This is a genomic window from Vibrio rubrogenes (assembly GCF_059641415.1).
Genome location: NZ_JCARSY010000025.1, coordinates 1 through 25,650, shown reverse-complemented (window position 1 = coordinate 25,650; position 25,650 = coordinate 1). Strand labels below are relative to the sequence as shown.

Below are 25,650 nucleotides of genomic sequence, written 5' to 3'. Positions count from 1 at the left end.
ATCAGCTAAATTTAAATCCTATATATTTTTCAATAATGGCTATCTGTCGCTCAACATATTGCCCGTTTTCTACTGAAAGATTAGAAGAATGTTTGAGAGAATAGCTCTCCGCATACGGTTCTATCATCTCATGCTTCCAAGTTCCTCTATTCTCTGCACAGTTTTCAATGAGAGATGATAACAGAGATCTAGAAAGAGTATTAGAACCATGGCATATAGCCAAAAATAATGAAGCAGAATCTAACTCTATCCATCCTTCCTCAACTGAGGCCGTTCGACGCTCTATATCTATAAGATAAATTGTTGAGTTACTTGAAATGGTTAAATTTGCAATGATGGCCCTGCGATGTTTTTTCTGCTCAGCAAGGTTGAATCCTTTGATGTAATTAATGTACTGCCATGTGGATTTTCTTCTTGTATCAGTCCACGTGTCTGGAAAATACGAGTAGACAGAAGAGGGGGCACCCAAACCTGAAAAAACCTGAATGAACTCGGAATGAGTTATGTATGGTGAACTTTTTAGGACTGACAATAATTTTAGGAATAGTTCTAGCCGACATATCCGATTCTTAAAAATGTGTCTGTTTTCGTATTCACTTGGAGGTAAGCAAAAATCAACCGGAGGGATAGCACCATTTGATGAACCATCACCAGTATTTCCTGCTCCGACATTTTTTTCGTTGGGAGGTCCGGAAGCGTTATTTTTATGGTTTTTGTGTGGGTCTTGTCTCTGTTTCTCCACATTTTTTGTCACTAAGTCAGAAAATTCTGTTCCCCTGCGTTTTTCAAGTAAAAGCTCTTCCATTTTATTGGTTGGCTCTTCCTGAGGCTGTAGCTCCAATTGGTTATCTTTTTTTACACGAGGTTTTGGTTTCCCACTTTTTGATTGACCTTCCACGGGCCTGGTTCCAGGGGAATAGGGATCCTTGTCTCCAGGATTGTCCCTAAAATGCTTTAGATTTGTGAATGGGTAGGCCGCAGAACAACCAAGTATGTCATATACGATAAATGTTTTATTCTGAGCTTTTTCTGGATGGCACCATTTACCATACACATTTAGGTTGGTTGTTTGGTTCTCAAAAGGAAAACCAGCTTTAGGGCGTATAGGTTGTCCTGTGTTCTTTTGTATGGACATATTGGGACTAATGTTGCTAATGACAGTGCTTGCCTTCTTATCAAAAGCTAAACGTGCAACCTGAGACGCTGCACTATCATGTGTTTTAGCCTTCAGCATGATAAAAGCCTCACCAGAGTCATTAATATATGATTTTGCTGGGTCATAAATAGAATCGAGTTGAAGTCCGAATTTAAATATCTGTTGAAAGACATATTGAGACTCGGAAAAGTATGCCTGTAGAATGACATAGTGTGGAATTGCAATCCTGTTTCCATCCGGCAGGTTTATGATTTCGCAATATGTATGGGTCGCAGGTTTGTGATAAGGGTGATAAGCGAATGGGATTATATGGTTCCCTTTTGTATCCTTGGCTCCTGACTGGAGAGTTGCTGTAGTTTGGATATCTATGGTTGTTGATTGAAAGCACTCTCTCATTTCCATTGAATGCTTCAACTTCAGCCTTCTCCCTTTATGCCAAACATCACCTAGTCGTACGATCATAAGATAGCTAATAGGTATACATACTCTGTTTGGCTGAGAAAAATTTGTTGATGTTTTGTAATTGAGACTGGAGCTATTCGGCTTTGACTTGAAAGCTGATAGATATACATCTACAAGTGGCTCACTAAAACGTTGACCGTATTGGTTGAAGTAGTGCAAGTATCCAAACCAGTCAACCCGCCAGTAGTTATTATCATGATTAGTTAACTCATTTATATTAAAGTCAGTAGGTGTTGTCACGGTAACTCTCTTAACTACAGATAGAAAGTAGAGGCACAGCACTATACTGTGCCTGTTAGATTTAACTGTTTGGTAATGAACGCCAATGAGAGCAGACACTTTCCCACTTGCCGTATCGGAATCTGGGGTAGCTGACCACATGGACGACTTTGGGTTTGTTGGACTTATCCATACAATCCTCCTAATCAGAGATTATGGAGGGACCTCTATTGTAATCAGAGCTGACACACGCTAATATCTTTAGAAGTAATCTTGATATAGCGGTAGGCTGAGACCTCCGGCATAAACCTGAAAGTAAAAATTGTGGTGATTTTTACTTTTCAACTCTGAAATAGACTTTTGTTAGTAGCGAAAGTCTATTTTTCCTTCCTGACTCCTTTAAATGGTGTTTTGTCGGATGTTTTCACATCCATGAATCTGCCAGTGTTTGTATCTCTTTTCACCCAATGTCCACTAGGTGTCTGGGTTTGAGAGCGTTCTCTTACTGCTCCGTTTCTATGGTTATCTCCGGTTTTTCCGTTTGTTGCCATGGATCTTTCCTCTTTTGTGATGTAAGTTACTACTTAACGTATAGGTTGTGTTAACCTATACGGCACAGGTTAGATTTTTCTATACGACCTGTCAATATATATCTAACAAAAAGTTTGCTTTATATGTGTAGTTTGTATATATATACAGTAATTCTGTTTGATATATACATACGATTTGGTTTGGTATAACATGCCGCCAATTTTTTTATGGAGATTTACACATGACCTTAGCTGAGAGATTGACGGAGTTACGAGTGAGTAAGAAAGCGTCTCTACAAGCTGTCGCAGACGCTGTCGGTGTATCGAAACCTCATATTTGGGAACTCGAAAAAGGTAAGACTAAGAATCCATCATTGGAATTATTGAAAAAACTTGCACTATACTATGGCATCACTCTTGATTCGTTAGTAGGACTTGATTCTGGAGAGAATACTAGTGCTCACGTTTTATTTCGAGATTTTAAGTTGGATATAGATAATTTATCGGAAGAAGATAGACAGACCATTAAAAATGCTTTAGAAATGGCAGAGGCTCTAATTAAGCAAAGAAAAAGTACATAAAACTAATGATTAATATAGATCGACTAGCATTGGCTGATTTTTTTACTCCTGAAGAACTTGTAAATGAAATATTCCGTCAGTGCCCCGATCTACGTATTCCTATTCCTGTCAAAGATATAGCTAAGGCATGTGGTATTATTGATATAGTGGAACTGGGTTTGTCAGAGAATTCTCGTCTTGAAGGGATGTTAGTATCTGATTCTGTTAAAGAATATGGTATAATTTTTCATAAGAAGCATACTGATATCAGTGGGCGAGAACGATTTTCTATAGCTCATGAACTTGGGCATCATCTTTTACAACATCATAGTCCAAATAACTTTTGTATTGATAATTTTACCAGTTATTATCAGAAAGAATTTGAAGTAGAAGCTAATGCATTTTCTGAATTATTATTGATGCCAGAGTCAATAGTGTTGTCCGATTTAAATTCTAAAGATGTTTCTTTGAACCTATTTAATGAAATCTCCTCAAGATTGGATGTTAGTTTTTCTGCAATGGCTAATCGGTGCTGTAAATTACTTAGTTTACCAATGGCTATAGTCCATGCAAAGGATAATGTGTGTTCGTACTGTTGGGCTAATTGGGATGCTTTAGCTTCTTGGAAACTGAAGTATTTGAAAGAGCAGGCTCTTCCTCTGGAAAGCTTAATTGTAAATGAACGTACACTTCAAAATGAGATCACGGATAAACAGGTTGTATCTTCAAACGCCTGGTTTGAAGAATCTGAAGGGTATTCCTTGCCAGAAAGAGTATTAGAGCAAACGTATTACCAAGACAATGGTTATAGTGTTACATTGGTTTTGGTATGCTCTTGATGTTATTTAATTAATCTTTGATATTCTTTTCTGAGTATAATCGTGGATTTAGTATGTGAGTTCCAGTCTCAGGACATAAGAAGATTAGAGATGTTCGTCTATGAAACCTGTTTTCAACCACTCCTGGCTTATAAATGAAGCCGAAGCCTTAAAACTACAACAGGCACTATCAGCCAAAGTAATCAAGGTAGATAGATTCAATCATATTGAGCTAATTGCCGGAACTGATGTGGCCTATCAGAAGGAAAGCAACAAGTTAGTCGCAGCTGTTGTTGTTCTCGATGCGAACACTTTGGATATTGTAGAAACCGTCATCGTAGAGGATACAGAGCAGTTCCCTTATATCCCGGGACTGTTCTCTTTTCGGGAACTCCCACCACTAGTTAAAGCTTTTGCTCAGTTAAAAAATACACCTGATCTGGTTGTCTGTGATGGGCAAGGTTATGCTCATCCTCGCCGATTTGGATTAGCCTGTCATTTGGGCGTTATTTTCGATATACCAACCATTGGGTGTGGTAAGACTAGATTGCTTGGGGAACATGAGGAACTACATGAAAAAAGAGGAGCAATGGCTCCTCTGATGAATAACAATGAAATTATTGGTAATGTCTTGCGGACACAGGATGGTATCAATCCTGTTTATATCTCTGTAGGCCACCGAATCTCTTTAGAAACTGCTTGTGACTGGATTTTAAAACTTTCCCCTAAATACCGGCTGCCCGAAACAACAAGGCAGGCCGATCAATTAGTGAAAGCAAGTTTAAAAAAATAATCACCAATCTGCGTACATTTCTCGATGTCGTTTTAGAAGATTTGCCTGCACGGATTCAGGATCTAACTCTCTGGATTCAACCAAATCACCACTTTCATTCCACTCTTGGTAACCGAGCTCGATTCCAAGCTCATATTCAGCTTTGATTTTTATACAGCCATTATCAAACCAGGTTGTACTTTCACCATGTCGAAGTCCTCTTTTGCAAGAAAACTCTTCTTTAATCTGCCCTGAAGGATACCAGCGCTTCGTTGTACCAGTAGCAAAGCCATTTTTATACTCAGCTTCGCTTAAAAGTTTACCTTCAGCTCCAGGTTCATAACTCACTCCAGTAAAGGGATGGCCTTCATATAGACAAAGATCACCATCTAGCTCTAGTTCATCATCATCAATTCTAATCATGGCTTCACAATACTCTTTTTGGTGTAATGCATAACTTCTGGAAAATACTGTGTTCCATTTGTCAAGAAATCACAATGTGGACAACGGGGAACAGGAAGTCCTCTTAATGGAACTGGTGCTTTTTTAGCAGAGATTGTATATATCATAAAATCATCCAGCGCTGCACCTTCTCTGGCTAACATCGCTTGATTTAGAGCATACACTTCAGCATGCGTTCCAGCTCCAAGAGTCTTTTCGTAACCATTCAGAATATCTGATGGCATGTCCTTCAAGCGATTTGCCAATAGTGGGTCCAGTTTTGAAGGAATTGATTCGTGGTTTATATCAAAGAAAAACTGTCCTGTTTTTGTATCAAATACACCCGCGACAACAGGCCCCATTTCATTTTTAGACATTCCCGTCCTAAGCAATCGATTGTATTCTTCAGTCGTTGCTCCCCGTAAGTTAATACGTTGGTTGATCTGTTCTGATGTCAACGTACCATATTTTGCTCGTAGCTCTTCCAGCCGCCCCTTCTGTAACACTTTCTGACCAGCACAAAGCCCTTTACGCATCATCAGTCCCAGCGGGTCAATCCACCCGATCGGGTTTGGGGCATACTGGTAGTTGTTCAGCCCGCCCGCTAAACCTATGGGGTCAACGGTGATAAAGCGTCCGGTGTTCGGGCTATAGTAACGGTGCCGGTTGTAATGTAAACCCGTTTCTTCATCATAATACTGCCCCTGAAAACGCAGCGGGCTGGTAATTTCTGCTTTGCGCTGGTAGGCAACATTACCGTAACTGTGATAATCCACCGACCATGCCACTTGCCCGGTTGCATCGGTGATTTCCAGCGGCGTCCCAATCTGGTCGAGGTGATAAAAGTACGGTGTCGCGTTAGCTGCACCTTCGCCGATAATCAGTGCCAGCGGTTTAAAACTACCGTATTCGTATAGATAGGTCTGATAATGACTGTCGCCTGATTCTGCCAGCAGCTTGTCGCCCTGCCACAGGAATTCGGTGGTTCTCTGGTGTCCGGTTTTGTCCGTGACCGCTTTTTGAATCCGTCTGCCGAAAGCATCGTATTGGTATTGCGCAATAGTGCCGTCGTGCTTTTCAACCCGGGTCAGGCGGTGCTGACCGTCGTATTCATAGCGGGTGATAAGCGACTGATTCGTGCCTCGGGCTTCCTGAACGAGATTACCGAACTCATCATACTGATAGTGACAGTCACCCTGAAACAGCAGCCTGTTGCCTTCTACATTACTCAGCCGGTCCTGTATCAGGTTGCCTGCCGGGTCATGGGCAAACGTCTCGCTGACACTGCCGCGCACCGACGTCAGACGGTCCAGCGGGTCATACTGATATTGAGTCAGGCCGCGCAGGTTATCTTCCACCTGTGTCAGGTTACCCGAGCGGTTATACTGATAACGGCGGAACAAGGTCTGTTGCTGCGCCTGACTGACCCGGTGCTCGCTCAGGCGGCCCATATCGTCATACTGGAAGTGACAGGTCAGCGCGCCCTGTGTCCGGCTGCTTTCCAGACCACTCACCTGATACTGGTGTTGGGTCAGGCAATGCCCGTTCAGGCTGACCTGATGCAGACGCCCATGCTGAAACTCATAGTCAATCTGCTGGCCGTCCGGCAACAGGTGCGCTGTCAGATGCCCCATCGCATCATAGCGGTAACCGGCACTCGCCCAGCCCTGATGTTCGACCATCAACCGGCCCAGCACATCATATTCATACGCCAGCGGCCACTGGCCGTCATCAACACCGGTGAGGTTACCCAGCAAATCGTAGCTGTAACTGATTGTTGATTCATCCGGCAGGATTTTCTCTATCAGTTTGCCCTGCTCGTTATACGCATAACGGGTAATCAGCTCAGTGCCTTCACTACCGATTTCAGTCTTCGCGGTCAGTTGGGTATGGCTGTCATATTCATACACGAACTGACGACCATCGAATGTCACTTCCCGCTGCACATGACCGGTCGGCATGTAGTCAATCTGATAGCGTTCGCCACGCTCGTTGATAATCTCACTGACAAAATGGAACGGGTTGTCATAACGGTACTGAACCGTACTGCCGTCCGGATTGGTCTTCTTCGTCACCAGATGGAGCGGGAACTCATAGTCATAGGTCGTGACTCTGCCCTGCTCATCGGTAAACTTGGTCACCTTGTTGTAAGCGTTGTATTCGTAGAAACGGGTCTGTCCGCCGGGAAGTACCTGTTTGGTCAGGCGTCCGCTGCGGTCATAAGACAGTTCTGTAACCCCCTGACTGTCATGGCGCAGGCGCAGTCGCCCCAGAATATCGTAGCGGTAGCGAATCACTTCACCCTGCGGTGTGGTTTCATCCACCAGATGACCGTTGCGGTTCCAGGTCAGTTTGTGCTCACCACCGTCCGGATAGATGATTTTCTCAATCAGGCCGTGGTCATTGTAGTCATAATTTGTAGTGTGACCGAGCGGGTCGGTCTGCTCTGTGATATGGCCCAGATGGTCATGTCGGTACTGCCATATCGCTTTATCCTGCTGCACTTTGCTCAGCAGGCCATTACGATAAGAAAAATGGGTGATTAAGCCATTGGGCTCGATTTTAGCAACCAGCTCTCCGGCATCGTTATACACCAATTCGGTGACATTGCCGAGCGCATCGGTTTCTTTGGTCAGACGGCCTTTATCATCGTATTCCTTGAGGTATTCACCGCCGCTGCCGTCTACTTCTTTCACCAGCCGGGCGTTTTCATCATGCTGATACACCTGCTGCGTGCCGTCGCTGTTGGTCAGCGTCACCGTGCCCGCATCTTCATCCCATTCATAACGGGTATCCACCTGAGTCAGGTTACTGTACTGGCGGGTTGCCCGGACCTGCTTGCCTTCGCCCTGCCATTCCCAGCGGAATACTGCGCCACCGGCCAGCTCACGCGACTGAATCACATGCTGTTCATCGTAGGTATACTGCTCGGTTTCACCACTGGCATTGGTTGCGCTAATCAGTTGTGACAGACCGTTATAGCCATAGCTCACCTGCGTCTGGACAAACTGCCATTCTTCCTGCTCAGCCAGATAAGCATACAAATCCACCCGGCTAATCAGGTCATGTTCATAAACCAGTTCAAACTTCAGGTTGGTCTCGGTGGCAACCCGGACCGGACGATGCTGACGGTCATAAGCGATGCTCAGCGTATGGTCGTAAACATCCTTGATAGTGGTCAGTCTGCCGCTGGCACCACTCATTTTAAAGGAATAAAAATGCCCCCCGGCAGCAATCACAATCTGCTCATCACTGCCAAGAAAAGCAGCCGAGCCTGCCATCCGGTTGGTAATGGCCGGAAGCTGCTTTGTCGGTCTGGGGAAACGGGTCAGTTTACCTTCACCGTCCCGCCAGATGATTTCATCCCCATCAAGGGTCAGTTGATGAGAAAGCGAGTGCGACCAGCCATAACCCAGCCCGACATTGGTTTCTACAGCACCGGTCCGGTAGAGTCGTTGCCACTCAAACGGCAGCAGACCAATTAGGTGACCTTCGGTCAGCTCAAGCAGCTCCTCACCGGTTGCCATGGAAATGGGGTCATTGTCACAGACAGTTGTCTTGTTACCTTGTGTTGAAAGGCCGGATTCGTTTTTTGCCACCTTGCTGCTATCCAGCAGATCGTCTCTGTCCATGTGAAGTTTACTGGTAGGTCGGTTACTGGCTTCAAACTCAAGTTTGCCATTGCGATAGACACTTTTGCCGCCCTTGTTCATGGCGATACGCTTGAATTTCTCACAGGCCTTGTTAATCAGTTTCTTGGCAAAGGCAAAGATTTCCTCAATCACTTTCAGCAGCGGTTCGATAACTTTTTTAATCGCCACCCCGGCAGTTTTTACCGCTCGGTAAACCGCATAAGCCACGCCAGAAGCCGGTGTGGCAATAAAGGTGACAATTACGCCACCAAGCAGCCCCAGCAGCACACCAGCCAGTGCATTACCCCCCATTTCAGCCAGCTTATTCAGCATTCCCGTCAGCGGCACCATCGAGATATAAGCCATCATCGCCCGTACAAACAGATATAACGCCGCTTCATCTGAGGCAAACAATAATGCTTTTCCCAGCATATCCGGGGCACTACTGGCAGCATTTTTAATGGCATTAATAATATCCGCTGCACCATCAACCATATCTTTCAGAGCTTTCTTCGGGTCTTTGAGCATGTCATAAATTTCGCCAATCCCGTCCCACAGCTCTTTCAGTGCCTTCCAGATACCATCAGCAAAATGGCTAATCACCGATAAAACCGACTGGGCAGCACTATTGGAAAAATAACTATCCCACTCTGGTTTGAATGAATTCCATTTGCCGGTCAGCCAGTCAACCAAATCTTCGCTGAGCTCATCATAATGAGCAAACAAGCTATCCATCTCCGCCGGAGTCGGTTTATTGTTAATCACCACTTCATAATATTTGCCCGGCGTCAGCCCGGTTACGGTAGCTTTTCCTTGTGCATCAAGGGTAACAGTCTGGGTTTCACTCCCGTCTTCGGCTTTGATAATCGCATCAATACCGCCCAGCGGAACATTATAGATAGACTGGAACATACTCTCGATTTCCAGCTTGCCGCTAAGCGGGCAGCTCACTTTAGTGGCATAGTTACCGTCATCTTTACCGACCGTCGTACTCTCGCCACTGACTTTGAGCTTCTTGTCCATTGAAAAGAGCGAAGGCAAATCCAACGCAGCACTGCCCTTATCCGCAACCTGAAAATACCATTTCTTCGTATGTTCCCGATATTCGGTCAACAGACCGGGAAAGGCTTCCAACTGATGATTGATATAGTTATAAAATTCCTGTTTTTCGTTCATGAAAGCATCCCCAACCGTTGTTGTTCTTGTTCTATATATTCAATGAAAGCCGAAAGATAACCGTCTTTTTCACCCTGATAGCGGGCGACAAAGCGTTCTATCTTTTGAAGCAGGACCGATTCGGGATAGGCCTCATAAAGTGACTGCTGATATTCGCTCAGCCCCTGAAGCCGGTTGTTGACCAGGACGCTTGGGTCTTCGCTCAGCGCATCCACCACCGTCTGTGGCACATTCCACCACGGGAACTCCCGCTCCCTGAAATCCTCGGCCGCAGTGGGGCTGGGGTTGTCGATTCGGGTAGTGGCGCTCAGCCAGCAACAGGTTGGCCCCATCAGGGCAGCGCGCTGCTCGTCGTCGCAGAAGCTGGCAACGTCCAGGCCGAACCTTGGGTCATAGAAGCGGAAAAACACATGCTCGCCAGACGGCATCCACACCTGCGTCAGGCTGCGAAAATGGGCCTGAACCACCTCAAACGAGGCTTCGGAGCCAACCAGCATGCCCCAGTCGTCGCTCGACTCGTTTTCAATCCACTCGATAAACGGATGTACCGGGGAAACCGGGCCGATTTGTGGCATCACTTCGCGCCACTCGGCATAGGGGGTACCCAGCCAGATGCTCTGGGCATTCTCGCCGCCGTTCATGTAAAACCAGTGCTCCGGCTGGCCGTCGCTGGTGCCGTTTAAAATCACGTACCAGTTTAAATCTTGGGTGAGTTGCTTGTTTAGATAAGACATTAGGTAACTCCTTTCAACATGCTTATCTGCTTCAGTTGTTGTCTTATTGGGAGGGCAACCGACATCCAAGCCCAACCCTGGAATATCAAACTTCGCATATAGCCATACCTGTGTTGTTAGTTTTTCTTTTTATAGTGACGGGGGGATTTCCCAGCTTGATCTCTAATACTATTATCTCTCAGCCAAGTAAGGAAAATAAGCTCAAGATTATATGAAATTGATTTAACCTGATTCATTAGGTTTGTGCTGTTTTCAGGGGGGGAACATATTTTTTGGAATGGGGTTATCACTACTGACATTTGCATTATAGAAAGATACAGCATCTGATGCTGCATCTATCTAACTGATCAATGAATTAGGGAAATAGGAGGGATTTAGATAACTAGAAACCGAGGTCAATCAGCTGGTTGGTTATTTGCCTTGTATGTCGGTTAACAAGAAAATCTAACTGGTGGTTACTTTGTGTCAGTCTTGTAAAGTCTTCCAAGAATGTGGTTGGACGAACCAACGAAAGTGTCTGGTTATTTTTGAATACGAAATCAGCCTGGGGGCTACCATCACTATCTTTGGATTCAATTAGGTAAGTCGCTGGGGAGTGAAAATTCAACTTTTGTCCAAGTTTCTCAGAAAGAGCAGTATACAGACCTTTACATGCTTGCTTGGCCTTCTGGGTTTGTTGGTAATTAAAAAGGTGGTTGCTGTCAAAGGAGACCTGGAAACAATGGTCATCACTCCTATCCATGAGTATATCCATCTGAACCTGGTGCGGGTAACGCTGCTCAATCCATGAACCCACAGCCTCTTCAATTTTGCTTAGGACATAGTGAGAGGCAGAATACAGACTCCCATAGACCATTTGTCCATTCATGAATAACCGAATCCATGCGTCGTTGAATGTGCAGGAATACCCAGCAGGAATTTCACGATGAAAATGAGGGATATTCATTGAAATACGTAAACGGTTTTCCTCCTCTGGATCTGGACTATCCCATGACTCGATACAATGCTTCTGGTATTCCCAGTGAGGGATGTCGTAGCAGAGTAAATCAGGAAAGTTACAGATATCTGTGTCTGCTCTGCCAGATTCAAACATGGAAAGAAAATCTTTTCCTTTCCCCCGCAGTTTCTGCAATGCCATATTGGTTTGGTAAACTGTCTGAGGAGAAGATTCGAACCAATATTGGTCAGCTTCTTCTTCCGACAGATGGGTGATCCCTGGCATATAATGTTCAAGGATTAATGTTTCCTGATTTCGAAAATTCATATGGCGGACTCGTATTGTCAATTAAGCTTTATTGCTGCTCCATATCATGACAGATGATGAGTGATTGGGGTGATGTGTTCTTGTGAACTTTCTCGTAAATTTTATAACATCAGGAAGGTATTAACAGGAGGGGAAATAATTACTCTGATGAAGTATCAATATCTTTAATCAACGTCAGCAATTGTTGTTTCTTCTCGTCAGATAGTTTTGCAATTTCCACAGCAAGTTCAGCAGATAGTTGATCCTCACAGAAGAAATAATTTAATGGTACGTCAAGGGCTTCAGCCATTTTTTTCAATGTGCTGATATCCGGAGTATGTCTTCCCTTTTCGTAATGATTCATCCGCCCACTGGCCGAGCTTTCGTCCATACCGATCATCACTCCAAGATTTTTTTGAGTGATGCCAGCACGCTGACGCGCTTCCTTGAGCCGAATGGGAATTGGATTCTGCACTTACACATTTCTTACAAACCTGTCGATAACTTAGATTGTCTAAGTTTTACTGATTTTTGTATACTTAGCAATCCTAAGTTTTTCTATATCTATGTTTAATCATGAATCAATCTGTAAATCTCAACAAACATATGTTTAACCTGTTGATCGAAAAAAAGATAGACAACTTTTCTGTGACCGAAGCAAGAGATAGTCTAATGTCACAGACAAATGAGTTTTCCAAAACTGAAGCCCGGAAATTTGTGTACCGCCAGTTAACCTATCTGGAAAAAAAAGGTTGGCTCAGTAGTGCTGGAAGTGGCAGAGAAAAGTATTATACCCAGACCAAGACTTTCAAAGATATGTCCTTCAACCCCAGAGCGTTTCAGACAGGGCGGAGACCTGATAAGCTGCCAGACACAGCCTCTTTTTCCACCCTGACAAAGGAAAAAAATGAGTACGAAGGTGAGCTGGCGATTGTTCTGGGGGAAATCGATGAGTATCGCTCCCTACTTGAGCGTTTCCCAGACAGAGAAAGCTTGTTTCATCCATTGTTTGAGGAAGCCAGAGAACGTTCTGCCCGGTTGCTTGGCCGAATTAATGCACTGTCGGCGGTACTGAAAGCGGCGGGTTCATCGGTGACACCATGTTGAGACAATGGCAGAAAATCTGTATTCGCTCAGTACTTGAGAAATACCATTCAGAGCAGAAGCACTTTCTGTGTCAGGCGACCCCCGGGGCAGGAAAAACTCTCATGGCCGCACGAGTAGCCAAATCCCTGCTCGAATCCGATGAAATTGATCTGGTGCTATGCTTTTCTCCTTCCCTGACAGTTACTGATGGTATAAGAAATACTTTCTCATGGCAGTTGGAGTGTCCGTTTGACGGAGGTCTTGGTGCCGTGGGAGCTTCATATACCTATCAGAGCCTCAAGTTTCTTGGAGACCTTTTCTGGAAAACCATCAGTAAGTACCGGGTGCTTGCCATATTTGATGAAATTCATCATTGCTCTGGTGACGGAACTGGCCGTTCGAATGTTTGGGGAGAGCAAATTCTGGCAAGGATTCAGGGGATGGCTCGATATACTCTGGCTCTATCGGGAACGCCATGGCGTTCAGATTCAGTACCTATTGTGATGGCTGAGTATACCGACCCGGAAGGGCATATTATTTGTGACTATCAATATGGATTGAAACAAGCCATTGATGATGGTGTCTGTAGGGCTCCCAAGATTGTACTGGTAGATAACGAACATCTAACGATTTCTGAAGGTGCTGAAACCAAGTCATTTTCGTCCATTATTGAGCTTTTACGTCAGACAAAAACGTCCTACCAAAGTGTGCTCCACAATAACGAGGCAATGCAGTACCTCCTTGGTCTTGGCTGTGCAAAGCTGGCAGAGATCAGGCAGGAGAATCCATCAGCAGGGGGACTGGTCGTAGCATCATCGGTTAAGCATGCCAGAAAAATACAGGAACTTCTGACAGAGCAGTTTCACCAGACTGCTACACTGGTGACCTACCATCACGATATGCCACTGAAGACCATTGATGAATTCAGAAACAGTGAGTCTCAGTGGATTGTTAGTGTTGGGATGATTAGTGAAGGGACAGATATACCTCGGTTGCAGGTGTGCTGCCACCTGAGTTCGGTAAAAACAGAGCTGTATTTCCGTCAGGTTCTGGGACGAATTTTGAGAGTTAACAATTCCCAAAATCAACAGGCCTGGCTTTATACCTTCGCTGAGGAAAACCTGATTGGATTTGCCGAGCGGATTGAACAAGATATCCCTGACACCTGTTTATTTACCAAACAATTCGAAGGCAGTGACTTTTATGGGGGTGACGATCTCAAAAACTCATCACCTCAAAATGATTCCAGTTTACTGTTTCCGGGGAGAGTTGAGGATATCGCATGGAGTAATTCCCTGACCGAATCTCCGGTAGATGCAATAGGAAACAATCCCCCAATATTCGATGAATTACGTCTGGGACGTTTTAGACAACAGGTAATTTCTGCCTTTTCCTAGTTGTTTAAACACATGGTAGTACATGAAAAACACACAACAAGAGACGTCTTTTGAGGGAGATAGAGCAAACAATCTGTATATCAATGGTTGGTAAATTGCATTTCAGAGGAAAAGTTCGAATACTGAATATATGAAACTAATCTAAATCAGTCATGGATAGCAAATCATGAAATGGATAGCTCTTGCAATACTCTTTTCCCCTATTGTGGTACAGGCAGTATCATATCCAACAAGCTTTGAGAACGCCAAAGCCAAAGCGGAAAAAGAAGTTTACTTCGACCATTTAACCACTTTCTATTGTCAATGCGATTTTGTGTTCGATGATGTAACTGATCTTGATGGAGATGGTAACACTCACGAAACGATGATCAAACCGCAGTCATGCGGTTATCGACCAAGAAAACCAGTAACAAGTAGTGGCAAGCCAAACGAACGTACTTCAAGGATTGAGTGGGAACACATTATGCCTGCTCATGCCTTTGGGGGACAACTAGACGAGTGGGTCAATAGAAAGTCTTTTCCTGAGTGTAGAAAAAGCAACGGTAAGATCTTGAGTGGACGGGAATGTGCCTACAAACTCAACCCAGCTTTTAAGAAAGCTCATGATGACTTAAATAATCTGGCCCCTGCTGTAGGTGAATTGAACGCTGACCGTTCTGATTATAGATTTGCTAACCTTGTTGGAGAACTAAGGGAATATGGGCAGTGCGATTTTGAGGTCAATTTTGAGCAGGACTTGGTTGAACCGGCCGATGATATCAAAGGAGATATTGCCAGAACTTATCTATATATGGTTGAAACTCATAGCGCTGTAATTAGCAGTGATATGTTAACCATGATGCTTCACTGGAACTTGCTTGATCCAGTAAGTGATTGGGAGTGCGAACGAAATCGGCGAATAGAAAAAGCACAGGGTAAGGGAAATCATTATGTATCAGATCTTTGTGCTAGTAGATAGTAACAGTTCATCTGGCCCCCCATTGTGCGTTGTCTGAGAACTATTCACATTTCGAACCATTTGAACAAAAACTTGCAATCATCGCCATTTTTGACGATGATTAGTAATAAACGTGAGATAAAGTGAATTATGTACCCAGGCGGCAAAGGCAAGACATTTCATCATCTAATCAATTTGATGCCTCCTCATCATTGCTATATTGAGCCATTCCTTGGCTCAGGGGTTATCCTAAGAAAAAAGCTTCCAGCTGCCGAAAATATAGGAAATGATTTGGATGCTCGCTGTACTCAAGGGTTTGAAGATATCTCAAATGCGACTTTTTACAACGAAGACGCTTTAAGTTTACTTGATCGGCTTCCCCTAGATACAAACACCCTTGTTTATTGCGATCCGCCTTACGTTACATCTACAAGAAAAAAGAAAAATTTATACAAATATGAATACACTGATGAGCAACACGAACAGCTTTTACAATTCCTGACCCGTCAAAACTGCATGACTATGATTTCAGGATATGAATGCGAGTTGTATCGAAATTACTTAGCTCATTGGAACAAAGTTAGCTTTAATAGTCAGACGCAAAGTGGAGTTCGAGAGGAAACGGTTTGGTTTAATTTTCAACTACCAAGCCAACTTCATGATAGTCGGTACTTAGGGCGCAATTTTAGAGAACGGCAGGTCATCAAAAGAAGGCAACAGCGGCTAAAACAAAAATTTCAGAACATGGATCCGATAGAACGTGCAGTGTTTTTCGAGTGGTTAAAATCTGAATACCCTCAATATGGTGAACGAATATGAACATACAAACTGCATACTTAACACTAGGCCAGAGTCAAATAAACCTAGATATACCAAGTCAAGATCAAGATGTTATACCAGGCGTAAAATGGGGGAAGGTAGATAGCTTTCCAACAGTTGCCTACTGGCTTTATTGTATTCTCGCAAAACGCCTTGAAGGTAAGCAAGTTCAATACAAACTAGGAAGAACATTGCATGAAGAAGTAGGAGCATGCTTACTTGGTGGCCATGGAATCCCAGCAGCTGTAGGTCTGGCTGCCTATGAGCAACTCAAAAAAAAGGGAGCTTTCGACGGGACAATTCACTCTGAAGAACGCCTTTACAATTGGCTATCAGCCCCAATTTCAATGCCAGAAAAGCAAGTGAAATATCGATTTGCCAAACAAAAAGCATGTTACTTATATCATGCATTGAAGCACCTTGGCTCAGAAGAGGCGCCATTGGACTCTGGGGTAAATCTAAGGGATTGGCTAACTGAAATTAAAGGGGTCGGCTTAAAGACCGCTTCTTGGGTAGCAAGAAATTGGTTGGAAGCAGATGACGTTGCAATTCTTGATATCCACATTTATAGAGCAGGGCTACTTGGCGGTTTCTTCAAAGACGAAATGACTGTAGAAAGGCATTATAAAACCTTAGAAAAAATTTTTGTTAATGTTGCTAAGGGGATGGGAGTTAGGACCTCAGAGTTAGACGCTGTTATGTGGTTCGAAATGCAACAGAACCCTTATATATTTGATTTACTAGAACATAGAGACCAAGTACGAAAAGGGCTACTCGACAAAAACGCTGTCATCCGGATTTCGCCCAAAAAGGCTCGTCCCCACACCAAGCAACTCTCTCTTATCTGACAACTGACTTGCCTCTTCGATACCGCAAATACCCAGTTGACAAAAATTCAGCCCCATAGCTTGCGCTACTAGCGCAAGCGTCGCTGATAGGCCACCACTGTGTCGAAGTGCTGACACTTCTGGGTTATAGTATTTACTTCTCAACAACGTCATATCGGCTACAAACCAAATTAAAGACGCAGAGTTTCGAGAACTCAGAAAACTATGGCATCGTTCATACAGTTTTTGACGGCTATCAGAAACTTCTAATTGCTTAAGAATGTGTCTAACAGGATCATATATAAACCAGTTTCCATCGCATGTACATACTAGGACTAAAATGGAATTGAGTGCTCCCGGAGAACCCACATTAGTGTAAAAAATCTGTTCTCCATAATTATTAATGTCAGCGGATTTTACTCTACAGGTGTGATACAAAAGCTCACCAATATCTTCAATACTCGGCGGTAAGAAGCGCCTCTTTGAACGCCTTCCTTCCAATACACGAATAAATTCAGAGTCCAACTTAGTCGGTGGAGGTAATTTTACCTCATTTATATATTTTACAGTAAAAGACTCTGACTGCTCAGGCGCTTCTCGCTTGATCGATTCGGATATCATGCTGGATCTAATTTACCAAGTTTGCTTAGTGTTAATTGGTGCTTATTGCATCCTCTGCATTCATAGCATGGAATATTAGCTTTATGGCAAGAATAAGTTTGAAGTAGAAGTTGCTCAGATATGCCACTAATTTCTATCAATTCTTCTGTCATATAGTTCAGGGCTGGAGCCGTTATGGATAAACAGCCTTCTTGATATGACGTTAGTGCATTAATCTTTTCTACAAACTCTTGAGTGCCATCTAAGTGTTCTCTATCCGAAGCAACAGTACCAATCATTAGCTCTTTACATCCGTATACCAGAGCTTTTGTCGCCGCTATAGTGAGAATAAGCTGATTTCTATACGGCCACCAATCTGATTTACTACCCACTTGCAGCGCATCCTTGCCGGCGAGGTCACCACTTCCTAAAGAAGAACAATCAACGTCTATTTCAATTAAGGGAATACCAAGACTGTCAGCAATTTTCCTGGCAGCCTTGCGTTCTGCTCTGGCTGATAACTGACCATAATTGATGTTAAACGCAACGTCTGGTTGCTGCCAACATGCTAATGATGAAGAATCCATTCCTCCAGATAATAGAATACCTCTCATATATTCCTCTACAGCCAAGCAAGTTTATAAATAGATGTCGCAAAGTCCCTCTCGACCACACAACCTGTTCCAGAGTACATCTTCAGATGCTCATCTGTACTATTTTCGGCATAAACAACAACTTTCTTACCTGCTTTAATTGCATAACCAATCTCAAAAAGAGTGCCGGGATCATGCCCATCAAACAATGCATAGAGCAAGTCACAACTATCTATGGCTTTAATATCCTCTGGAGCGACAGCATCAGCCTCACCAATACCAAGTTCGTGGTAAGGACTAAACACTTCAAAGCCAAAGTTTTCCAAAGCATACCTACATTGATTGATAAGCCACATTTGGCCGACATTAAAAAATGGTCCGGCTAGATATACTTTTTTTTTGACTCTTGGTTTGTTTGCCTCAAAAAATTTAACTGACTGAGCAAATTTATCTAAGTTACTCTCACTAACCATCATACCTTTTTCAACATAAAAGGCCGTAGCGATAGAGGCTTTCTGAGCTGAGTCAATTATTGAAAGTTGCCTTACAAAATAGAAGTGGCTGAAAGCTGCTACAAAGGCGTCACCAGAGCCAATAGGACTAACCTTTGCGGTACAGCATGCCGAAATCCATTCTTCTCTGTCATCTGTACAAACGAAGGCTCCCAAAGATCCACATTTTACAATGATAGCTTTTGCATCCTCATGTTCGAGTAACCAACGAGCTTGCTCAGAAAGTGGATCAGTTTTATCACGTCCTGCTTGCTTATAAAAATATCCAAGTTCCGCTTTATTTAGTACATAGAGCAGTTCATTAGCCACGCTCCCGTCTTGTCTGAATAATCTAGGTAAATAGACATTCTGTGGGTCATAAATAACAGAGTTACAACTAACTACAGGTATGCGTTCATACATACCAAAAACAACGGCATTTTGCGCTTTGGTTTCTTTTACTTCCAACTTAGGCAAATTAGAAAATTGAATATGCCTAGGATAAGTCTGCGGGACAGCCAAAGGGTGATCATAGGAAAACTGAACAGTAAAGTCTGAAGCGAAATTTTCGATACTGTAATTTCGATTAATAAACTGACTATTAAGCTCGCCAATGTCTTCTGAGTGAATAGAAGTATATAAGGAGACATTGGTTTTCTTTTCAAGCTGCATAAGTATAAGAGCCGCCCTGCCTGCGGAGCCAAGCACCTGCCAACGCTCGGGCCATGCACAACTTTCTTTATACACACCACCCACAACAGAAATATTCATGGTTATACGGCCCTTACGAATACAGTGACAATTCCACTATTAATGTTACGAACTTCTGCTTCAAAGTCTTGCCCCTTTTCAAGACACGATTTCAACTTATGGCCGTTACGTGTAAAGCCTCCTACTTTTTGTCCTTTCCAGAACAATACTGGTGCCATCGTCCCATTTTCGGCAGCTAGCGAGACATCAAGTACATCGCCAGCTGTCAATTGGTCCGTTATATCATCGTCAATATTTGCTATCTCTGATTCAAACATCAATTTTGAGCATGCATCATCCGGAACATCCCCTCCAGTTCCTCTAACAGGTATATAGCTATCGCTTCCCGACATAATACGACTCCAATTTATTTCAATATTCATTCTAAATTGCCACTGATAGCATCAAATTAAAACTAATTGCATATCGGGTCAATAGAAAGTGAGGATTGCGGTGTGTATTCGTTACGTCAAAAGATGGATTCTTTAGGGAAGGGGTAATTATGATAACCCTACCCTAAAATGCTTAGTCTGAGTGAATTCTGATCACACTAGATCAATGGTATTACACAATAGCTATGTATATTTTGATTTATCAATGTAATTGTCATCCCGGTGAAATCTCTCTGGCTCATAACGGATTACTCTTTCTTGACGAGATGCCGGAGTTTGAACGTCGGGTGCTCGATTCATTGCGTGAACCGTTGGAATCCGGAGAGATTATCATTTCCCGGGCGCAGGGGAAGACGCGTTTTCCGGCACGCTTTCAGTTAGTCGGGGCATTAAATCCAAGCCCGACGGGATATTATGAAGGTCAGGAAAGCCGGATTAATCCACAACATATTCTCCGTTATCTGAGTCGATTATCCGGGCCGTTATTAGATCGGTTTGACCTGTCTATTGAAATTCCTGCTTTACCGAAAGGAATGCTTGCTGAAGGCGGTGGTCGGGGAGAGACCACACAGGCGGTTCGTGAGCGAGTGCTTCGGGCTCGTGAGTTAATGCTGCGTTTGCGGGGAAAAGCGAACTCTCTGTTGACCAGCCGGGAAATCGAGACGTTTTGTCCATTGGCAAAATCTGATGCCGACTTTCTGGAGAATGCATTGCACAGCCTCGGTCTTTCTATTCGCGCTTATCACCGCATTATCAAAGTTGCCCGCACTATTGCTGATTTGGCGGAAGAGGAACATATACAGCGGGCACATCTGGCCGAAGCACTGGGATATCGTGCGATGGACCGATTATTGAAACAACTGACGATACAAGCGGTTTAAAGCGATAAGTTTTTTTAAAAAACGGTATCTCTCGTTGAAAAACAGATCATTAATTCAGATCCAACTTGTTTGAACTATCAAGCGACGTGGAACGGTGTTTGGGCGCAATAGGGATGACGAAGAGAAGCATGTTATTCAGTGACTAAATTTGTATAATCACACGCTATTTTATTTTTCGTGCGGAAATGACGTTTATCTTATGCTGGCTTACGTTTTATTGGTTGTAAATGCCTGTTTGGTGTTAGTGAATACTGGTTTTTGTTCTGTTGCGATCTGTGTGGCGGCTTTGATGAAATTGTTGCTGCCGACACCTGCTTTGAAAGCTCATGCGACGCGGCTTGCCAACTGGTTTATGTGGTTGTGGGCAACGGTAAATATGCGGATTCTGCATTTGTCCAATCCTGTCAAATGGGACATTCAGGGCGTCGATGACTTAAATCGGCAGGGATGGTATCTGATGATTAGTAATCATATGAGTTGGACGGATATCGTCGTGCTGTGCAGTGTGTTTAAAGATCGGATTCCGATGCCAAAGTTTTTCTTAAAACAACAGTTACTTTATGTGCCGTTTATCGGGATGAGTTGCTGGGCTTTGGATATGCCGTTTATGCGCCGTTATTCAAGAGAATATCTGCTGCGCCATCCGGAAAAACGCGGACAGGATCTGGCGACGACACGTCGCTCATGTGCAAAATTCAAGCATACACCGACCACGGTGGTCAATTATGTTGAAGGTACGCGTTTTACGCCGGAGAAACAACGTGCAACCAAATCGACCTATCGGCATTTATTACAGCCAAAATCCGGTGGCATCGCTTATACGCTGGCAGCCATGGGCGAGCAGTTTGAGAACATTATCGATGTCACGTTGGCTTATCCGGATAATCAGGCAATGCCATTTAAAGATATGTTGATGGGCAGAATGCAGCGCATTGTGGTTCGGGTTCGGGTTTTGCCGATTGATGAACGGGTTTCCGGTGATTACTTCAATGACAAACCTTACAAGCGGCAGTTTCAGAAGTGGCTGGGGGATGTCTGGGAACACAAAGATGTGTTATTAGATGATATCTATCAATAATGTTTGATGAGCCATGCGATAGACGAATCAGGGAGCCTAAGGCTCCCTGATTGTTTTGAGTCGTCTCGTTTAGGTTGCTACCTAAATCGATTATTTTTTCAGCAAATAGTTCACTAACTCAAAATATTGTTCGGTTTTGATATCGCGCGGTGGCTGAACAAGATACTTATTGTTGACGATAATCGCAGGAACCCCGGTCAGGCCACTTTCTTCAAATGTCTTATCGAAACGGCGCACCATTGAATCAACGGCAAAGCTGTTAAATGCATTATCGAATGATTTGGCATCGATACCTTCATCGGTAAAGATTTGCTTCAAAGCTTCATCGTTCTGCGGTGGGCGTTGTTTGTTATGGATACGATCAAACATTACCGGCACCATTTTGTCTTCAACATTCAAAGAGACCATCGTTGCGTAAGCTTTACTCATCGAATGCGCCATATTGCCGCCCATGAATGAAACATGAATACGCTGAAATTCTGTTCCTGCCGGGAGCTGTGCCGCCAGTTTTTCAACGATTGGCTCAAAGGCATTACAGTGTGGGCAGTAGAACGAGAAAAACTCCATGACTTTCGGGTTCTCGGAATGCGGCCGATCAAGCACTTTGTAGTATTCGCCTTCTTTAAACTGAGCTGCGTGAATAGACAGACTGACAAGTAAAGTTGTTAATAAAGCAAAAAGCTTTTTCATGATGAACTCCATATGATTCAATTATTGTATTACACCCACCTAACTTCAAATCACTCCCTACTGCACACATTCAATGCTGGTGAAACATTCTCTTGCAAAGTCACAGCAATGAGTTTTATTGAAACGATCCTTCGAGGTTGGTTGGGTATCGGGGCTACCATTGAGGCATAAAAGAAAGTGGCGTTTCTTCCAGTGCTGAAATTTGTTCTTTCAGTGCGAGCACTTGTCCCTCCCAATATTTGGGGTCATTAAACCAAGGGAAAGCGACCGGAAATGCAGGGTCTTGCCATCTCTTTGCCAACCATGCCATGTAATGTACCATGCGTAGACCACGCAACGGTTCAATTAGTTTCAATTCAGAAGGGTTAAAATCGCAAAATTCTTGGTAACCTTCAAGAATTGTATCGAGTTGTGCAAGTCGATCGGCGCGATCACCGTGCAGCAGCATCCATAAATCCTGAATTGCCGGGCCGTTACGCGCATCGTCCAGATCAACAAATATCGGGCCGTCGCGCCAGAGAATATTGCCCGGATGGCAGTCGCCATGCAGACGAATATTGTGAGTTTGTTCCGGCCAGAGTTGTTCTATGACATGAATCAGCAAAGAGAGATCGGAGAAAAACGCCTTTTCGATATGGGATGGAATAAAGGTTGAATTTTCCAGTAGTCGCTGGGGGTGATAGAGGTATTCGTCTAGTGTGATCGTCGGACGATGTATAAACGGCTGTTTTGCACCGACTTGATGAATGCGTCCCATGAACCGTCCGACCCATTCAAGCTGTTCAGTATTATCAATTTCGAACTGCCGTCCTCCCTCACTGCGAAACAATGCCAATCGATAACCCTGATAATGGTGTAGTGTCTTGTCCATTAAGCGAAGCGGTGCGGAAATCGGTACTTCTGATTCAGAGAGTTCTTGAGCAAAGCGGTGTTCTTCTTCGATCTGTTCAGTCGTCCATCGCTCCGGGCGATAAAATTTCACCACATAGCGCTGACGAGATTCATCGGTAAATTGGTAAACTCGGTTTTCGTAGCTATTCAACGGCAAGAATCCGGATTCGGCTCGGATACCGATGCTCTCTAGTGCATACCACATGAGGTCTGGGGTCAGAGCATCGAAGTGAAAGGTTGCTTGTGTCATGATGAAAGCTTGGCTTATCGGTCTGTGATGTGTGACAAGAGACTAACATTGATTCACGATATCCCCAAACCAGCTCAATCCCAATCCCACCGGGGAATATTAAGAAGGCCTAGCAAAGGCGGCCTTCTTGAGGGGAAAGGGATTCCCTCGCGAGTTGAGCAATGGTTCATGATAAGCGGAATGCATTGACCGACTGCGACAGATCTGCGGCTATTCCCGTGAGTTTGCGGGTTTTATCCGCATTGTCATCCGAGGTTTCCGCAGTTGCTTTAGCCAAATCATTGATCTCAACAATACTGGCATTGATTTCCGCGGAAACGTGGGTTTGTTGTTCTGCTGCTGTCGCGATCTGGCTATTCATATCCTGAATCACAACGACGGATTGCCGGATCGCTTCTAATGCGTTGGTTGCGTGTAATGAACGTTCTTCGGCATGTTTCGCTCCTTCTGTGTTCGATGCGATGAGCTGAACCGTTTTCTTGGTTTCTCCTTGTAGTCGTTCGATGACCGTCTGAATTTGTCCGGTGCTTTCCCGGGTTCGACTGGCAAGCCCTCTGACTTCGTCTGCCACAACGGCAAACCCACGGCCATTTTCACCAGCCCGCGCTGCTTCAATGGCGGCATTTAAGGCCAGTAAGTTGGTCTGTTCCGAGATGGCATTGATCACATCAAGAATGCCGCCGATATCAACGGTTTCTTTCTCCAGTTGAGCCGTGGTTGCAACAACTTGCTCCATACCTTGAGCCAACATCCGAATGTCTTGACTCATTTCTTTGACAATGTCTAACCCTTGTCGCGATTTCTCAGCCGCTTCCTCCGCTGCCGAAGATGCGTTCAGAGCATTCTGAGCAACTTCGTCGACAGTCACGGTCATTTCATTCATTGCTGTTGAGGTTTGCTCCAACTGGCTCATTTGGGACTGAGAGCTTTGATTTACATACTGAGCTGAAGAAGAAAGTGTCTGAGAAACTTGATCGATATTAGCAGCTGCGCCATTGATATTGGTGACAATATGACGAAGATTGGTCACCATATGGAGAACGGATCGGTAGATTCCCGTCGCATGTTTTTGTTCGACTGGCTGATGGGATAGATCGCCATGAGCAATTTGTTCTACGATATCAGAGATCTGTTGCGGCTCGCCGCCAACCGGTTTGTACATCAGTTGAATGACCAACCAATAGACGATGCCTAAAGATAAACAAAGTAAGGCAATGGCTAATACGGTGGTCAAATATAAATTATGTCTTGACGGCTGAAGAATATTATCCCAAGTATCCCACGACCAAACCATCCAATGAAGGGAGTCAATCGTTATTTCTGTGACATAATATTCTTGACCATTATGTGTATAAGAGTGAGCACTCTTCTCTTTATTTTTATAGGCAGCGTAGGATGGTCTTATTTCAAATAAATTTTTGCCGATATCGTCTAGATTTTTAGATGAAAAAATAAAACCATCCGTTCGACTGACAAAGACTTGCTTATTCTCTGAAATTTTATCTACGAAAGCATTCACTGTATTGATGGAAAAGTTTACTGATAATACGCCAATTACTTTTCCTTGTCGGTATATTGGATTCGCGAGTGCGATAACATATCTTCCTGCCGTACTTTTGAATGGCGTAGTAACAATATTTTTATCTCCTTTCATACCACGAATAAACCATTCTCGCTGTTGTTGTCCGGCATTGAAATTGGGAATGAAACCGTTTGAACTGGTGGAGAATGTTGCGCCAGAAGGTAACGCGACATAAGCGTTGAGGAGGTCAATCTTGCTGGAAAGGTCCTTGAGTATCGAGAGCATCTTTTTCTCGTCGGTCACCCGACCATCATGAATCGGAAGGGTGTCTCCGACAATATCAAGAATATTGAATATTCTCGTGGTTTCAAGCTCGATCACCTGAGATATTAAAGTGGATTGATTGGTTAGTTTTTCCGTGTAATTTTCGCTAGATGACGAGCGAAAATTATAAAAACATACAATTGAGATTATTGTTACAATGATTATAAATAATCCCCCAATATAGGATGTTAATTTAGCCTTCGCACTCACTGATATTCCTCATGTTAAAATATAAGTCGTTTGTGCGTAGAGCATACCATTGCTGGTTGGTTATTTGTTGGTCAAATTTACTGGTTGGAGATGATGTTTTTCGATAGACAACCCTATAGAAGTTGTGCTTATGCAGGAATTATTATTTAATTTAATATTTAAATTAAAT

At 43.8% G+C, this 25,650-nt stretch carries 21 protein-coding genes and 1 pseudogene; 10 read left to right on the top strand and 12 right to left on the bottom strand.

Going from position 1 to position 25,650, the window contains the following annotated elements:
• Position 1: 1 nt before the first annotated feature.
• The gene (locus tag AC55NX_RS15460; protein WP_496996539.1) at positions 2–1,858 is read right to left on the bottom strand and encodes a hypothetical protein; all 1,857 of its coding nucleotides are present in this window, start codon (positions 1,856–1,858) and stop codon (positions 2–4) included.
• Positions 1,859–2,609: 751 nt separating this feature from the next.
• On the opposite strand from AC55NX_RS15460, the gene AC55NX_RS15455 reads away from it, so the two are divergent.
• The 3 genes from AC55NX_RS15455 (at position 2,610) to nfi (ending at position 4,538) form a co-directional block, all read left to right on the top strand.
• The gene (locus AC55NX_RS15455; protein WP_087482778.1) at positions 2,610–2,948 is read left to right on the top strand and encodes a helix-turn-helix domain-containing protein; all 339 of its coding nucleotides are present in this window, start codon (positions 2,610–2,612) and stop codon (positions 2,946–2,948) included.
• A gap of 5 nt (positions 2,949–2,953) precedes the next feature.
• Positions 2,954–3,766: an ImmA/IrrE family metallo-endopeptidase gene (locus tag AC55NX_RS15450; RefSeq protein WP_496996538.1), complete on the top strand. Its 813-nt coding sequence runs from the start codon at positions 2,954–2,956 to the stop codon at positions 3,764–3,766.
• Between the two features lie 100 nt (positions 3,767–3,866).
• Positions 3,867–4,538 carry a deoxyribonuclease V gene (gene nfi, locus AC55NX_RS15445; protein WP_496996537.1) on the top strand — a complete coding sequence of 224 codons (672 nt, stop codon included), beginning with the start codon at positions 3,867–3,869 and terminating at the stop codon, positions 4,536–4,538.
• Here the strand turns inward: nfi and AC55NX_RS15440 are convergent, their stop codons facing one another.
• The 5 genes from AC55NX_RS15440 to AC55NX_RS15420 all read right to left on the bottom strand — a co-directional run bounded on the left by AC55NX_RS15440 (position 4,539) and on the right by AC55NX_RS15420 (position 12,218).
• A complete protein-coding gene (locus tag AC55NX_RS15440; RefSeq protein WP_496996536.1) occupies positions 4,539–4,940 on the bottom strand; it encodes a toxin-antitoxin system YwqK family antitoxin in 402 nt (133 codons plus the stop codon).
• Positions 4,937–9,766, bottom strand: coding sequence for an RHS repeat-associated core domain-containing protein (locus AC55NX_RS15435; protein ID WP_496996535.1), 4,830 nt, complete (start codon positions 9,764–9,766; stop codon positions 4,937–4,939). Before AC55NX_RS15435 ends, AC55NX_RS15440 begins: the two co-directional genes overlap by 4 nt.
• Positions 9,763–10,500: a DUF4123 domain-containing protein gene (locus AC55NX_RS15430; protein WP_496996534.1), complete on the bottom strand. Its 738-nt coding sequence runs from the start codon at positions 10,498–10,500 to the stop codon at positions 9,763–9,765. Before AC55NX_RS15430 ends, AC55NX_RS15435 begins: the two co-directional genes overlap by 4 nt.
• Positions 10,501–10,882: 382 nt before the next feature.
• The gene (locus AC55NX_RS15425) at positions 10,883–11,764 is read right to left on the bottom strand and encodes a hypothetical protein (RefSeq protein WP_496996533.1); all 882 of its coding nucleotides are present in this window, start codon (positions 11,762–11,764) and stop codon (positions 10,883–10,885) included.
• Between the two features lie 139 nt (positions 11,765–11,903).
• Positions 11,904–12,218, bottom strand: coding sequence for a helix-turn-helix transcriptional regulator (locus AC55NX_RS15420; RefSeq protein ID WP_496996532.1), 315 nt, complete (start codon positions 12,216–12,218; stop codon positions 11,904–11,906).
• A gap of 101 nt (positions 12,219–12,319) precedes the next feature.
• On the opposite strand from AC55NX_RS15420, the gene AC55NX_RS15415 reads away from it, so the two are divergent.
• From AC55NX_RS15415 to AC55NX_RS15395, 5 genes are all read left to right on the top strand, one after another.
• Positions 12,320–12,850 (top strand): VspR family transcription factor, encoded by a 531-nt coding sequence (locus AC55NX_RS15415; RefSeq protein WP_496996531.1) that lies wholly within the window; start codon positions 12,320–12,322, stop codon positions 12,848–12,850.
• Positions 12,844–14,226: a DEAD/DEAH box helicase gene (locus AC55NX_RS15410; RefSeq protein WP_496996530.1), complete on the top strand. Its 1,383-nt coding sequence runs from the start codon at positions 12,844–12,846 to the stop codon at positions 14,224–14,226. The genes AC55NX_RS15415 and AC55NX_RS15410 overlap by 7 nt, the downstream gene beginning before the upstream one ends.
• Before the next feature lie 166 nt (positions 14,227–14,392).
• Positions 14,393–15,184 carry an endonuclease gene (locus AC55NX_RS15405; RefSeq protein ID WP_496996529.1) on the top strand — a complete coding sequence of 264 codons (792 nt, stop codon included), beginning with the start codon at positions 14,393–14,395 and terminating at the stop codon, positions 15,182–15,184.
• Between the two features lie 129 nt (positions 15,185–15,313).
• Positions 15,314–15,982 (top strand): DNA adenine methylase, encoded by a 669-nt coding sequence (locus AC55NX_RS15400; protein WP_496996528.1) that lies wholly within the window; start codon positions 15,314–15,316, stop codon positions 15,980–15,982.
• Positions 15,979–16,830, top strand: a complete 852-nt coding sequence (locus AC55NX_RS15395; RefSeq protein WP_496996527.1) for an 8-oxoguanine DNA glycosylase — start codon at positions 15,979–15,981, stop codon at positions 16,828–16,830. Before AC55NX_RS15400 ends, AC55NX_RS15395 begins: the two co-directional genes overlap by 4 nt.
• A gap of 596 nt (positions 16,831–17,426) precedes the next feature.
• Here AC55NX_RS15395 and AC55NX_RS15390 read toward each other — a convergent pair.
• Genes AC55NX_RS15390 through AC55NX_RS15380 form a run of 3 tightly spaced genes read right to left on the bottom strand, consistent with a single transcriptional unit; the run spans position 17,427 to position 19,626 of the window.
• On the bottom strand, positions 17,427–18,023 hold the full coding sequence (locus AC55NX_RS15390; protein WP_496996526.1) for a 7-cyano-7-deazaguanine synthase: 597 nt from the start codon (positions 18,021–18,023) through the stop codon (positions 17,427–17,429).
• A gap of 8 nt (positions 18,024–18,031) precedes the next feature.
• Complete coding sequence (locus AC55NX_RS15385) at positions 18,032–19,264, bottom strand: PfkB family carbohydrate kinase (protein ID WP_496996525.1); 1,233 nt, start codon at positions 19,262–19,264, stop codon at positions 18,032–18,034.
• A gap of 2 nt (positions 19,265–19,266) precedes the next feature.
• Positions 19,267–19,626: a hypothetical protein gene (locus AC55NX_RS15380; RefSeq protein WP_496996524.1), complete on the bottom strand. Its 360-nt coding sequence runs from the start codon at positions 19,624–19,626 to the stop codon at positions 19,267–19,269.
• A gap of 227 nt (positions 19,627–19,853) precedes the next feature.
• On the opposite strand from AC55NX_RS15380, the pseudogene AC55NX_RS15375 reads away from it, so the two are divergent.
• Positions 19,854–20,516: pseudogene (locus AC55NX_RS15375) on the top strand (ATP-binding protein); the annotation flags it as partial.
• Between the two features lie 199 nt (positions 20,517–20,715).
• Positions 20,716–21,594, top strand: coding sequence for a 1-acylglycerol-3-phosphate O-acyltransferase, YihG family (yihG, locus tag AC55NX_RS15370; RefSeq protein WP_496996523.1), 879 nt, complete (start codon positions 20,716–20,718; stop codon positions 21,592–21,594).
• 90 nt (positions 21,595–21,684) lie between these two features.
• Here yihG and AC55NX_RS15365 read toward each other — a convergent pair whose 3' ends face one another.
• The 3 genes from AC55NX_RS15365 to AC55NX_RS15355 all read right to left on the bottom strand — a co-directional run bounded on the left by AC55NX_RS15365 (position 21,685) and on the right by AC55NX_RS15355 (position 25,481).
• A complete protein-coding gene (locus AC55NX_RS15365) occupies positions 21,685–22,284 on the bottom strand; it encodes a thiol:disulfide interchange protein DsbA/DsbL (RefSeq protein WP_496996522.1) in 600 nt (199 codons plus the stop codon).
• Positions 22,285–22,438: 154 nt separating this feature from the next.
• Positions 22,439–23,425: a serine/threonine protein kinase gene (locus tag AC55NX_RS15360; RefSeq protein ID WP_059123197.1), complete on the bottom strand. Its 987-nt coding sequence runs from the start codon at positions 23,423–23,425 to the stop codon at positions 22,439–22,441.
• A gap of 166 nt (positions 23,426–23,591) precedes the next feature.
• Positions 23,592–25,481, bottom strand: a complete 1,890-nt coding sequence (locus AC55NX_RS15355; protein WP_496996521.1) for a methyl-accepting chemotaxis protein — start codon at positions 25,479–25,481, stop codon at positions 23,592–23,594.
• Positions 25,482–25,650 lie beyond the last annotated feature (169 nt).

Bases quoted from the DNA above. Each gene is read 5' to 3' on its own strand.
- AC55NX_RS15455 (WP_087482778.1), top strand. From the start codon at position 2,610: ATGACCTTAGCTGAGAGATTGACGGAGTTACGAGTGAGTAAGAAAGCG.
- AC55NX_RS15450 (WP_496996538.1), top strand. From the start codon at position 2,954: ATGATTAATATAGATCGACTAGCATTGGCTGATTTTTTTACTCCTGAA.
- nfi (WP_496996537.1), top strand. From the start codon at position 3,867: ATGAAACCTGTTTTCAACCACTCCTGGCTTATAAATGAAGCCGAAGCC.
- AC55NX_RS15440 (WP_496996536.1), bottom strand. From the start codon at position 4,940: ATGATTAGAATTGATGATGATGAACTAGAGCTAGATGGTGATCTTTGT.
- AC55NX_RS15435 (WP_496996535.1), bottom strand. From the start codon at position 9,766: ATGAACGAAAAACAGGAATTTTATAACTATATCAATCATCAGTTGGAA.
- AC55NX_RS15430 (WP_496996534.1), bottom strand. From the start codon at position 10,500: ATGTCTTATCTAAACAAGCAACTCACCCAAGATTTAAACTGGTACGTG.
- AC55NX_RS15425 (WP_496996533.1), bottom strand. From the start codon at position 11,764: ATGAATTTTCGAAATCAGGAAACATTAATCCTTGAACATTATATGCCA.
- AC55NX_RS15415 (WP_496996531.1), top strand. From the start codon at position 12,320: ATGAATCAATCTGTAAATCTCAACAAACATATGTTTAACCTGTTGATC.
- AC55NX_RS15410 (WP_496996530.1), top strand. From the start codon at position 12,844: ATGTTGAGACAATGGCAGAAAATCTGTATTCGCTCAGTACTTGAGAAA.
- AC55NX_RS15405 (WP_496996529.1), top strand. From the start codon at position 14,393: ATGAAATGGATAGCTCTTGCAATACTCTTTTCCCCTATTGTGGTACAG.
- AC55NX_RS15400 (WP_496996528.1), top strand. From the start codon at position 15,314: ATGTACCCAGGCGGCAAAGGCAAGACATTTCATCATCTAATCAATTTG.
- AC55NX_RS15395 (WP_496996527.1), top strand. From the start codon at position 15,979: ATGAACATACAAACTGCATACTTAACACTAGGCCAGAGTCAAATAAAC.
- AC55NX_RS15390 (WP_496996526.1), bottom strand. From the start codon at position 18,023: ATGAGAGGTATTCTATTATCTGGAGGAATGGATTCTTCATCATTAGCA.
- AC55NX_RS15385 (WP_496996525.1), bottom strand. From the start codon at position 19,264: ATGAATATTTCTGTTGTGGGTGGTGTGTATAAAGAAAGTTGTGCATGG.
- AC55NX_RS15380 (WP_496996524.1), bottom strand. From the start codon at position 19,626: ATGAATATTGAAATAAATTGGAGTCGTATTATGTCGGGAAGCGATAGC.
- yihG (WP_496996523.1), top strand. From the start codon at position 20,716: ATGCTGGCTTACGTTTTATTGGTTGTAAATGCCTGTTTGGTGTTAGTG.
- AC55NX_RS15365 (WP_496996522.1), bottom strand. From the start codon at position 22,284: ATGAAAAAGCTTTTTGCTTTATTAACAACTTTACTTGTCAGTCTGTCT.
- AC55NX_RS15360 (WP_059123197.1), bottom strand. From the start codon at position 23,425: ATGACACAAGCAACCTTTCACTTCGATGCTCTGACCCCAGACCTCATG.